The following is an 11,581-nucleotide window of genomic DNA, read 5'->3' as shown; positions in this document are numbered from 1 at the left end:
AGGAGCTGATCATGGACGACCCCGCCCAAGGCAAGCCACCGACCTTCTGGCAAATGCTGCAAAGCGTGCTGGCCGCCGCCTTCGGCGTGCAGAGCAACAAGAACCGCGCGCGCGATTTCACCCACGGCAAACCCAGTCACTTCATTGTGCTGGGTACGCTGTTCACCTTGCTGTTTATTCTGGTACTGCTGGGGTTGGTAAAACTGGCCCTGCACCTGACCGCCGCCTGAAACGCAAACCGCCCGCAGGTATCCATGCTGCAGGCGGTCTCATGCTACCCAGCGGGTGATGTCACTGATGACTGACCCAGTACACGGCTGTCACGACCACCAGGATGATCAGGCAGAGTGTCGCCCAAGCGTCGACATGACTGTCACTCTTAACCGACTTGGTTGAATTTCCCATTGCATCGCCTCTTGTAGTGGTTATGGGAATGCATGACACCTGTAGCAGTTAAGCCCAGCGATGCCCTTTGCTCAAGCCAGGTCTTTTGGCTGTTCGTCGGTTAGGGTCTGCATGAAAAGTCTTGAGACGAAGGTCAGGCAAGGCGAAAACAGCCGAGGAAGCGGAGTTTACGGGTTGTAAATGAGCATTCCGAGGCTGTTTTCAACGCAGCATCACCGAGTATCAAGGCTTTTCGTACAGAGCCTAGTAGTCCACCGGCGCCGTCAGGAATGGGTAGCGAAAACTGCGCGCCTTGCCTTCGGCGCTGAAACGATTGAAGTCCAGGCCATAGTCGGGCTCGTTGACCAGCTTCAGCCAGCGCCGGGCTCGAGCGGGATCAATAAGCTGAAGCACAGGCACCTGGTACCGATGCTGGCCATCGCGGCTGATCGGCAACCCGAGCGCATCATCGTGCAACAACACCATGGCCCAGCCACCGAGCGAGAAGTGCCCGCCCATGAGTACGCTCAGGCGCCCGTCGATACGCGCCTGCAAGGCCTCTGGCGAGCTGTTGACGGCGCTGAAGTAGACATCCTTGCCGGGTTTGCGCCCGGCTTCCTCGAACGCCTGCATCGCGCCAAAGGCCATTTCATCGTTAGCCGACCAGACCAGTCGGGTGTTCGGATAGCGATGCAGCAACTGACTGGCCTGCTCATACGCCCGTTCCCGACCCCAACCGCCATAGACAACCTGGCGAAGGTTCACCTCGGGGTGCTCGGCAAGCGCCCGACGCATGCCGCGCTCGCGCAGTTGCGAGGCCGGGGTGATTTTCATCCCGGAAAACGCCAGCAAGTCGATTTGCTGGCCCTTCGCAGGCGCCGGCACCTGGGCAATCAATGCCGTGAGCATGCGATAGCCCGCCTCCTCGTCATTCGTGACCAGGGTCGCGATAGGTTGTGGGTATTTGTCCGGGCTGTCGGCAATGAGCCGCGTCTGGTCGGGCGTCAAACCGTTGTTGACCAGAAACAGCTTTACCCCGCTGCCACGGGACAGGCGAATGATCTCCGGCGCTATATATTGCTCATTGACCAGCACCAGGTAGTCAGGGCGCTGCGGCCCCTCCAGCACTTGCCGTGCCAGCGTCATGGCACGCGCCGGCTCACGTTCGCTGTATTCGACCCGCAACTGCATGCCAAGATCGCTGGCAGCCGCTTGCATGAAGCGCGAGTAACTGACCCAGAAAGTCTCATTGGAGTACCCCGGGTTCAAAAAAACCACCGAGGGCGCCTGAGCATTGGCTGCCAATGGCAGACTCAGCAACAGGCATCTAGCCAGAGCTTTCAGCATGGGGGACAGGCTCGCACAGAATAAAGCGGCGCAGTATAACGCCCATGCCCTGCCCTATGGCTAAACGCAACACAGTCTCACTTAGTCCAAATGGTTCTTTGCATATGCAAAAACTTCACTTTTGCGCATAAACACAAGCTGATATCTTTCCACAGCTCCGCTCCGGAGTGCGCGGCCGTGCGCGCGATTAGCTGCCTGCAGCCTGAAAACAGGACCCTTATGTACGTATACGACGAGTACGATCAGCGGATCATCGAGGACCGCGTCAAGCAGTTCCGTGATCAGACCCGACGCTACCTGGCCGGTGAGCTCAGTGAAGAAGAGTTTCGCCCCCTGCGCCTGCAGAATGGCCTCTATATCCAACGTTTTGCCCCCATGCTGCGGGTCGCGGTGCCCTATGGCCAGCTGACGTCGCGTCAGACGCGGATGCTGGCGAAGATCGCGCGCGACTACGACAAGGGCTACGCCCACATCAGCACCCGGCAGAACGTCCAGTACAACTGGCCGGCACTGGAAGACATTCCGGAGATTCTGGCCGAACTGGCTACCGTGCAGATGCACGCGATCCAGACCAGCGGCAACTGCCTGCGCAACGTCACCACCGACCAGTTTGCCGGTGTGGCCGCCGATGAGTTGATCGACCCGCGCCCATGGTGCGAGATCGTTCGCCAGTGGACCACCTTCCACCCTGAATTCGCCTACCTGCCGCGCAAGTTCAAGATCGCCATCAACGGTTCGGTCAACGACCGCGCTGCCATCGAAGTCCATGACATCGGCCTGGAACCTGTGCGTAACGCAGCCGGCGATCTGGGTTTCCGTGTACTGGTCGGTGGCGGCCTGGGCCGTACCCCGGTGGTGGGTGCATTTATCAACGAGTTCCTGCCGTGGCAGGACCTGCTCAGCTACCTGGACGCCATCCTGCGGGTTTACAACCGCTACGGCCGACGCGACAACAAGTACAAGGCGCGGATCAAGATCCTCGTCAAGGCGCTCACTCCAGAAGTGTTCGCCGAGAAGGTCGAGGCCGAAATGGCTCACCTGCGTGGCGGCAGCACCACGCTGACCGAAGCCGAATTGCACCGTGTCGCCAAGCACTTCGTTGACCCTGAGTACAAGGCGCTGGAAAACCTCGACCACGAGCTGGCCGAACTGGAGCAGCAACACCCAGGTTTCGCCCGCTGGCGTGCGCGCAATACCCGTGCGCACAAACGCCCAGGCTACGTGGCTGTCACCCTGTCGCTGAAACCGACTGGCGTGGCCCCAGGCGACCTGACCGACAAGCAACTGGACGCCGTTGCCGACCTGGCCGAGCGCTACAGCTTCGGTCAACTGCGCACCTCCCACGAGCAGAACATCATTCTGGCCGACGTCGAGCAACGCCAATTGCACGCACTGTGGCTTGAGCTGCGCGAAAATGGCTTCGCCACCCCGAACATCGGCCTGCTGACCGACATCATCTGCTGCCCGGGCGGCGACTTCTGCTCCCTGGCAAACGCCAAGTCGATCCCGATTGCCGAGTCCATCCAGCGCCGCTTCGATGACTTGGACTACCTGTTCGACATCGGCGAGCTGGACCTGAACATCTCCGGTTGCATGAACGCCTGCGGTCACCACCACGTAGGCCACATCGGTATTCTCGGTGTGGACAAGAAAGGCGAAGAGTTCTACCAGGTTTCCCTCGGTGGCAGCGCCAGCCGCGATGCCAGCCTGGGCAAGATCCTCGGCCCTTCGTTCGCCCAGGATGCCATGCCGGATGTGATCGAAAAGCTGATCGACGTGTACGTGGAACAACGTACCGAAGACGAGCGCTTCATCGACACCTATCAACGTATTGGCATTGACCCCTTCAAGGAGCGCGTCTATGCAGCGAATCATTAAGAACAACCAGGTCGTCGACGAAACCTGGCACCTGCTGCCCAAGGACGTCACCCTGGACGAGCTGAGCAACTGCGACGACTACATCGTACCGCTGCAGCTGTGGCGCGATCACGCCCATGCCCTCAAGGCCCGCGATGGCGGCCTGGGCGTGTGGCTGGACAGCGACGAAGAAGCCGAGGAAATCGGTGAAGATGCCGCCCAGTTCCAGGTCATCGCCTTGAACTTCCCGGCATTCACCGATGGCCGCAGCTACTCCAACGCACGTCTGCTGCGTGACCGTTACCAGTTCAAGGGCGAGCTGCGCGCAATCGGCGATGTGCTGCGCGACCAACTGTTCTACATGGCCCGCTGTGGTTTCGATGCCTTCGCGGTACGTGCCGACAAGGACCCATACGAAGCCCTGGAAAGCCTCAAGGACTTCTCGGTGACCTATCAGGCCGCCACCGATGAGCCGCTGCCGCTGTTCCGCCGCCGCTGATAGCGAAAGCCCGCAGATGCGGGCAACGCTGAGTCACGCCAAAACACCCTGCAAGGCCTACGCCTTCGCAGGGTGTTTTTTTGCAGGCCACCCGCGCTTCAGGACACTTGCGCTTGAGTCGCACGCAAACGCTGCAGCAGACGCGGGCCAAACACGTTGATCAACAAACCGCCCATGACCAGCAATGCGCCCCAGCACTGCACATCGCTCAACCGCTCGTCCAGCAACAGTGCCGAGGAGCTGAGCCCCACCACCGGTACCAGCAACGAAAATGGCGCGACCTTGCCTGCCGGGTGACGCGACAGCAACCGGCTCCACAGGCTGTAGCCGAGCATGGTCGCCACAAAGGCCAGGTACGCCAGCGAGAGGATCGAGCTCAGGCCGATACCTCGCAGCGAAGCCTCAATCAGCACTGGCCCTTCCAGCCACCAGGACAACGCAAAAAACGGCAGCGGTGGAATCAAGCCACCCCAGATGACCAATGCAACCAGGTCCACATTGCCGAAGCGTCGAGTGATGATGTTACCTATCGCCCAACTGGCGGCAGCACACAACGTCAGGATCAGGGCGAAAACCGGGACACTGGTACCGTTTTCACTGCCAATCAACACCAGCCCACCCGCCGACACCAGCAGCCCCAGAACGCTGGCCACACGCAGGCGCTCGCCAAGAAACATGGCGGCGAAAAACAGGGTGAAGAAGGCCTGTGACTGCAACACCAAGGACGCCAACCCCGGCGGCATGCCGTTACCCATGGCCTCGAACAGGAAGGCAAACTGGCCCAGCGAAATCGTGGCGCCGTAGGCAATCAGCCAGCGCCAGGGAAGCGCGGGACGCTTGATAAACAGAATCGCCGGAAACGCCACCAGCAAAAAGCGCAGCCCACCCAGCAGCATGGGCGGTAGCCCATCAAGGCCCACCTTGATCACCACGAAATTGACACCCCAGGCGATGATCACCACCAACGCCAACAGCAGATCCTTGACTGGCATCCTTCCCTCGCACGCCTTGTAATATGTCGAAACAGCATAGCCTTATGCGCGGGCCCGTCATACCTGCAACTGCCACCCGATAGTCTGTTTGCGTCATCGCTGCAGCCATTCACAACCGCGCAGGAAAAAGGCCCGATCGTTGCCGAGTCGGGCCCTGTTCGGCGCATTACTGCACTTACCAGAGCGGCAGGCTGTAGCTGAGGATCAGACGGTTTTCGTCGATGTCGCTGGCAAAGCTGGAGCGGTAGGTTGCATTTCGCCATTTGATACCGACGTTCTTCAGTGGACCACTTTGAACGACATAGCCGATATCGGTGTTACGTTCCCATTCCTTGCCCTCGCCGCCTGCCGCGCCAAGCTCGATCTGATCGCCTTTGACGTAGCGGGTCATGAAGGTCAGGCCGGGAATACCCCAGGCCGCGAAGTTGTAATCGTAACGGGCCTGCATGGAGCGCTCGTCCTGGTTGGCGAAGTCGTTGATCTGCACCAGGTTGACCAGGTAAGGGTCGGTACCCTGAACGTTGGCAAAGCCGGTATCACCGTTCATTTTCTGGTAGCTGAGACCAAAGGCATGAGCCCCCAGGGTGTAAGTGAACATGCCACTGAGCAAGGTGTTGTCGACGTTGCTGCGGCCATCATCGCTGGCATCGGCAAAACGCAGGTCGGACTTCAGGGATTGCCCCTCGGCGATGGGCAATACATGCACCAACGTCAGGAAATGCTGCTTGTACAGGTCTTCCAACTGCGCGTAGTGGTAACCCGTGCTCAGCGTCTTGCTCCAGGCGTAGGTACCACCGACGAAATCGAACTTGTCCGATGTCGCCTTGCCGGTGGTGACGATATTGCGCCGAGGGCCCTTCATCAGGGTCATGTCTTCACGGTTGGTCGAGTCGCGCTGGTTCACCTGAGTCAGGCGCCCGGCGTCGAAGGTCAGGCCACTGAGGTCCGTGGAATTCAGCCAACCACCCTCGAAGGTCTGCGGTAGCAGGCGCGAGTTGTTCGGCGTCAGCACCGGCAGCATGGGGATCAGGGTGCCGACCTTGAGGGTGGATTTCGAGACCCGTACCTTGGCGGCCAGCCCCAGCTCGCTGTAGTCGTCAGGTGCCCGCTTCGACTGGGCGCCGCGCGGTAGCAAGCCGGTTGCGCCAGCACGGTCGGGGCTTGAGTCGAGCTTGACCCCGAGCAGGCCCAAGGCGTCGACACCAAAGCCTACGGTGCCCTCGGTGAATCCGGACTCATAGCGCATGATGAAGCCCTGCGCCCATTCCTCGCCCTTGTTCTGCGGCGCCGCGTGCTGGCGGAAGTCGCGGTTCATGTAGAAGTTGCGCATCTCCACACTGGCTTTACTGTCCTCCAGAAACGCAGCGGACGCCGGTGAGCAAACGCCAATGGCCCCGGCAAGGCCAGGTAACAACAGAATGCGGGTAGAACGAATTGCGCTCATAGGTCTCTCTTCTTATTAGCGTGCTGATGCACCCGTACCAAGCCCAGACCAACGTCTGTGCGGTATTCCCCCAGCGTTGCCTGCAACGCTGCCCTTAGAAATTGCGCCGTGCGAGTTTCAGCACCCAGCCGACGATGCCGACCCGGAACAACAGCACGCAGATGACGAAGATCAAACCGAGGATCACATGCACCCACTCACCCAGAGGCCCATTGGACAGGTAGCTCTGCAGGGTGACCACGATGCCGGCGCCGACCAATGGGCCAAACACCGTGCCGACGCCACCGAGCAGGGTCATCAGGATCACCTCGCCGGACATGTGCCAGTGCGCGTCGGTCAACGAGGCCAGCTGGAACACCACGGTCTTGGTCGAACCGGCCAGGCCGGTCAACGCTGCGGAAATCACAAAGGCCAGCAGCTTGTGCGCCTCGACGTTGTAGCCCAGCGAGATCGCCCGTGGTTCGTTCTCGCGGATGGCCTTGAGCACCTGGCCGTAAGGTGAATGGATCGTGCGCTGGATCACGGCGAAGCCGAACACGAATACGGCCAGAACGAAGTAGTACAGGGTCAGGTTGTTGTTCAGGTCGAAGACCCCGAACAGTTGCCCACGGGGCACGCCCTGCAGACCGTTCTCGCCTCCGGTGAACGGCGCCTGGACAAAGATGAAGAACACCAACTGCGCCAAGGCCAGGGTGATCATCGCGAAGTAAATACCCTGGCGCCGGATCGCCAGCAGGCCAAACACCAGCCCAAGCGCGGTGGACGCCAGGGTTCCGGCAAGAATGCCCAGCTCGGTTCCCAGGCCGCTGTACGTACTCAGCACGTAACCCGTGACGTAGCCGCCCGAGGCGAGAAACGCCGCGTGGCCGAACGACAACAGCCCGGCATAGCCCAGCAGCAGGTTGAACGCACAGGCAAACAGCGCAAAACACAGCAGCTTCATCAGGAACACCGGGTACACCGCCAGTGGTGCGAGCAGCGCCACACCCACCAGCGCCAGGTAGAACCAGCGCTTGCGCCGTGCCGCCGCCTGACGACGCTCCTGTACGACATTCGGTTGCAGGACGCCAGCGCCCTGCTTGATCTCCAGACTCGTCATCGTCACACCTCTTTCCCGAACAGTCCCGCAGGACGAACCAGCAACACGAGCACCATCACCAGGAACACCACGGTGTTGGCCGCCTCTGGATAGAACACCTTGGTCAGCCCTTCGATCAGGCCCATGGCCAGGCCGGTGACAATCGCGCCCATGATCGAACCCATGCCGCCGATCACGACTACGGCGAACACCACGATCAGCAGGTTGGCGCCCATGGTCGGCGTCACCGAGTAGATCGGTGCCGCCAATACGCCGGCGAAGGCCGCCAAGGCAGCACCGAAGCCGTAGGTCAGGGTGATCAGCAGCGGCATGTTGATGCCAAACGCCTGCATCAGTTTCGGGTTTTCGGTACCCGCACGCAGGTAGGAACCCAGGCGTGTGCGCTCGATCATGAACCAGGTCGCCAGGCACACCACCAAGGCCGCTACCACCACCCAGGCGCGGTAGATGGGCAGGAACATGAAGCCCAGGTTGACGCCGCCCTTGAGTTGTTCAGGCATGGGGTAGGAGGAACCGGAAACACCGAACAGTTTGACGAAGGTGCCTTCAACGATCAGCGCCAGGCCAAAGGTCAGTAACAGCCCGTAGAGGTGGTCTTCACCGGCGATGCGCCGCAACAGGCCGCGCTCGATAAGCATGCCCAGCGCGCCGACGAGTAACGGCGCCAGCACCAGGGCAACCCAGTAGTTCACACCCAGGTAATTGAGCCCAAGCACGGCCGCGAACGCACCGAGCATGTACTGGGCGCCATGGGCGAAGTTGATGATCCGCAGCAAGCCGAAGATGATCGCCAGGCCCAGGCTGAGCAAGGCATAGAACGTCCCGTTGATCAGCCCGAGCAGCAGTTGACCGAGCAGTACGCTCAGGGGAATGCCGAATACGATAGTCATGAATTACCATCCGCTGGAAGTCCGTGACACCCGGCTGCAAGCAACCGGGCGCGTAGCCTGATTCAGTTGCCGATCAGCTTTTCGGCAGCAGTTTGCAGGTGCTTTCGGACAGCGGCCGGTAGGCCTCATCGCCGGGAATGGTGCTGACGATCTTGTACAGGTCCCACTCCCCCTTCGACTCGGCCGGGGTTTTCACCTGCGCCAGGTACATGTCGTGAACCATGCGGCCGTCAGCGCGGATCTTGCCGTTCTTGGCGAACATGTCATTGACCGGGGTGGCCATCATCTGGGTACGTACCGCCTGCGCCTCGTCACTGCCGGTGGCCTTGATTGCGTTCAGGTAGTTCGTGGTTGCCGAGTAGATGCCCGCCGGAACCATGCCCGGCATCTTGCCGAAGCGTTTGTAGTAGCGCTGGGCCCAGGCACGGCTTTCATCATTCATGTCCCAGTACCAGCCCGTGGTCAGCATCAACCCTTGGGTAACGTCCAGGCCCATGGCATGGATGTCGTTGAGGAACACCACCATACCCGCCAGCTTCTGCCCGGACTGGGCAACACCGAACTGGCTTGCGGTCATCAGCGAGTTGACCGTGTCGGCACCGGCGTTGGCGAAGGCAATCACATCCGCACCAGACCCTTGGGCCTGGAGGATGTAGGAGGAGAAATCACTGCTGGGGAACGGATGGCGAACCGTGCCAACCACCTTGCCACCGTCGCTCTGGACGACCTTGGTGATGTCCTTCTCCATCGCATGACCGAAGGCATAGTCGGCGGTCAGGATGAACCAGTTCTTGCCTCCGGAAGCGAGTACCGACTTGGCCGTGCCATTGGCCAGGGCGTAGGAGTCATAGGTCCAGTGGATGTGGTTGGGCGAGCAATATTCGTTGGTCAGGCTTGAGGCCGCCGCGCCGGAAATCAGCGCCAGTTTGCCGGACTGCTCTACCACCTTGCTTGCCGCCAGCACGACCGAGGACGCCACCATCCCGGTGACCATGTCGACATTGCGCTCATCAACCCACTGACGCACGGTGTTGGCACCGACATCCGGCTTGTTCAGGTCGTCGGCGCTGAAGACCACGATTTTCTTGCCATTGACCTGACCGCCGAAATCTTCGACCGCCATGTTCAGCGCCTCCAGGCCGCCCGGACCGGAAAGGTCACGGTAAGTACCGGACATGTCGGCCAGGTAACCAATGCGAATTTCATCGTCGCTGATCTGAGCCTGGGCTGCACCGGCGATCAGGCCGGAGGCGAGCATGGCGCAAGCAGTCTTTTGGAAAACCTTCATGTAGTTCACCCACTTTCCACAGTTATTGTTGTTGTAAAGGGCAAAGCGACCCCCGCCCGGCATGACTGAAGCCACGCCGACGTAAACAGCACAGGGGTTAAACGGCGCTCAGACGCCGAGACAGCGGTTCAGCAGTTCCTGTTTCGCATCCAGCTCGGCAGCACTGATTTCCTCGACGATCTGGCCGTGATCCATCAGGTAATGACGATCGGCCAGCGGCGCCGCAAAACGGAAGTTCTGCTCCACCAGTACGATGGTCAGGCCCTTCTGCTTGAGCTTGATCAACACCTCGGCCAGCTTCTGCACGATGACAGGGGCCAGGCCTTCGGTGATCTCATCGAGCAGCAGCAGGTTGGCCCCGGTGCGCAGGATGCGCGCCATCGCCAGCATCTGTTGCTCGCCACCCGACAGGCGTGTGCCCTGGCTGAAACGGCGCTCATAAAGGTTGGGGAACATCGCGTAGATGTCGTCCAGGCTCATGCCATCGCTGCGCACCATTGGCGGCAGCAGCAGGTTTTCCTCGACGTTGAGGCTGGCAAAGATACCGCGCTCTTCAGGGCAATAACCGACCCCCAGACGCGGGATCAGGTGAGCGGCGATGCCGATGGTTTCGTTGCCATTGACCATGATCGAGCCGGTGCGGCGGCCGACCATGTTCATGATCGCGCGCAAGGTCGTCGAGCGCCCCGCGCCGTTACGCCCCAACAGGGTGACCAGTTCACCCCGCCGTACCTGCATGTCGATGCCGTGCAGGATATGCGACTCGCCATAGAAGGCATGCAGGTCGCTGATACGCAGTTGCTCGAAATCCGGAACGTTCAGGCTGCTCATGCATGGGCCTCCTCGAGGCAGACCGCTTCACTGCCCAGGTAGGCTTCACGCACCTGCGGATTTGCCGAAACACTGGCGTAGTCACCTTCAGCGAGGATCGAACCACGCGCCAGTACCGTGATGCGGTCGCACAACTGGCTGACCACATTGAGGTTGTGCTCCACCATCAGTACGGTGCGCCCTACTGCCGCGCGACGCACCAGGCCAATGACCATTTCAACGTCCTCGTGGCCCATGCCCTGGGTCGGCTCGTCGAGCAACAGCACGGTCGGGTCCAGCGCCAGCGTGGTCGCCAGCTCCAACGCGCGCTTGCGCCCATAGGGCAACTCGATGGTCAATGTGTCGGCATAGGGCAGCAGGTCGACGTCATCCAGCATCTGCAACGCACGCTCATTGAGGGCGTCGAGGCTGCGTTCGGACTTCCAGAAATGAAACGAGTTGCGCAACTTGCGCTGCAGCGCTACCCGCACGTTTTCCACCACACTCATGTGGCCGAACACCGCCGATATCTGGAAAGAACGCACCAGACCAAGACGGGCGATTTCGTTGGGTTGCATGCCGGTGATCGGCTTGCCGAGGTAGTGGATCTCGCCACGGGTGGGCGTGAGGAACTTGGTGAGGAGGTTGAATACGGTGGTTTTGCCGGCCCCGTTAGGCCCGATCAGCGCGTGGATGTGTCCCTTCTGTACACGTAGATCTACCGAGTCGACCGCGGTAAAACCGCGAAATTCCTTGGTCAAGCCACGTGTTTCCAACACGAACTCTGGTGACATGTGTAGCCCTCTAACCTTGATTATTTTTATTGGTTATGGCGCTGCGGGTGTTCTTCCCTTTACGTAAACGCAAACACTAGACGAAGATGACCTTTACGTAAACGGTAATAACATGAAGAGCAGGAAGAAATTTTAACAGTGGCGAAATGTGACAAAAAATGTCGGGAAATGACGGGC

The 11,581-nt window shown here is 60.2% G+C and carries 11 protein-coding genes; 3 read left to right on the top strand and 8 right to left on the bottom strand.

Annotation, left to right across the window (positions count from 1 at the left end; translation table 11 throughout):
* Positions 1–11 precede the first annotated feature (11 nt).
* Positions 12–230: a DUF2970 domain-containing protein gene (locus tag AB7M23_RS16480; RefSeq protein WP_065757851.1), complete on the top strand. Its 219-nt coding sequence runs from the start codon at positions 12–14 to the stop codon at positions 228–230.
* Positions 231–648: 418 nt separating this feature from the next.
* Here AB7M23_RS16480 and AB7M23_RS16475 read toward each other — a convergent pair whose 3' ends face one another.
* Positions 649–1,731 (bottom strand): ABC transporter substrate-binding protein, encoded by a 1,083-nt coding sequence (locus AB7M23_RS16475; RefSeq protein WP_102052120.1) that lies wholly within the window; start codon positions 1,729–1,731, stop codon positions 649–651.
* A 219-nt stretch (positions 1,732–1,950) separates the two neighbouring features.
* On the opposite strand from AB7M23_RS16475, the gene AB7M23_RS16470 reads away from it, so the two are divergent.
* Together AB7M23_RS16470 and AB7M23_RS16465 are read left to right on the top strand one after the other, a co-directional pair.
* Positions 1,951–3,609 (top strand): nitrite/sulfite reductase, encoded by a 1,659-nt coding sequence (locus tag AB7M23_RS16470; protein ID WP_102052119.1) that lies wholly within the window; start codon positions 1,951–1,953, stop codon positions 3,607–3,609.
* Positions 3,593–4,087: a DUF934 domain-containing protein gene (locus AB7M23_RS16465; RefSeq protein WP_102052118.1), complete on the top strand. Its 495-nt coding sequence runs from the start codon at positions 3,593–3,595 to the stop codon at positions 4,085–4,087. Before AB7M23_RS16470 ends, AB7M23_RS16465 begins: the two co-directional genes overlap by 17 nt.
* A 98-nt stretch (positions 4,088–4,185) precedes the next feature.
* Here the strand turns inward: AB7M23_RS16465 and AB7M23_RS16460 are convergent, their stop codons facing one another.
* The 7 genes from AB7M23_RS16460 to AB7M23_RS16430 form a co-directional block, all read right to left on the bottom strand.
* Positions 4,186–5,079, bottom strand: a complete 894-nt coding sequence (locus AB7M23_RS16460; protein ID WP_102052117.1) for an EamA family transporter — start codon at positions 5,077–5,079, stop codon at positions 4,186–4,188.
* Positions 5,080–5,254: 175 nt separating this feature from the next.
* The gene (locus AB7M23_RS16455) at positions 5,255–6,523 is read right to left on the bottom strand and encodes an OprD family porin (protein ID WP_454241360.1); all 1,269 of its coding nucleotides are present in this window, start codon (positions 6,521–6,523) and stop codon (positions 5,255–5,257) included.
* A gap of 94 nt (positions 6,524–6,617) precedes the next feature.
* Positions 6,618–7,622, bottom strand: coding sequence for a branched-chain amino acid ABC transporter permease (locus tag AB7M23_RS16450; protein ID WP_409276948.1), 1,005 nt, complete (start codon positions 7,620–7,622; stop codon positions 6,618–6,620).
* Between the two features lie 2 nt (positions 7,623–7,624).
* Positions 7,625–8,512, bottom strand: coding sequence for a branched-chain amino acid ABC transporter permease (locus AB7M23_RS16445; RefSeq protein WP_065757844.1), 888 nt, complete (start codon positions 8,510–8,512; stop codon positions 7,625–7,627).
* A gap of 73 nt (positions 8,513–8,585) precedes the next feature.
* Entirely contained in the window at positions 8,586–9,800 is a 1,215-nt protein-coding gene (locus AB7M23_RS16440; protein WP_454241359.1) for an ABC transporter substrate-binding protein, read from the bottom strand.
* 108 nt (positions 9,801–9,908) lie between these two features.
* Complete coding sequence (locus tag AB7M23_RS16435) at positions 9,909–10,631, bottom strand: ABC transporter ATP-binding protein (protein WP_065757843.1); 723 nt, start codon at positions 10,629–10,631, stop codon at positions 9,909–9,911.
* On the bottom strand, positions 10,628–11,404 hold the full coding sequence (locus AB7M23_RS16430) for an ABC transporter ATP-binding protein (protein ID WP_065757842.1): 777 nt from the start codon (positions 11,402–11,404) through the stop codon (positions 10,628–10,630). Before AB7M23_RS16430 ends, AB7M23_RS16435 begins: the two co-directional genes overlap by 4 nt.
* Between the last annotated feature and the right edge of the window lie 177 nt (positions 11,405–11,581).

The organism is Pseudomonas sp. HLS-6 TE3448 (assembly GCF_053629555.1).
Note: the sequence above shows the minus strand (reverse complement) of the source record. Positions and strands in the feature narration are given on the sequence as shown.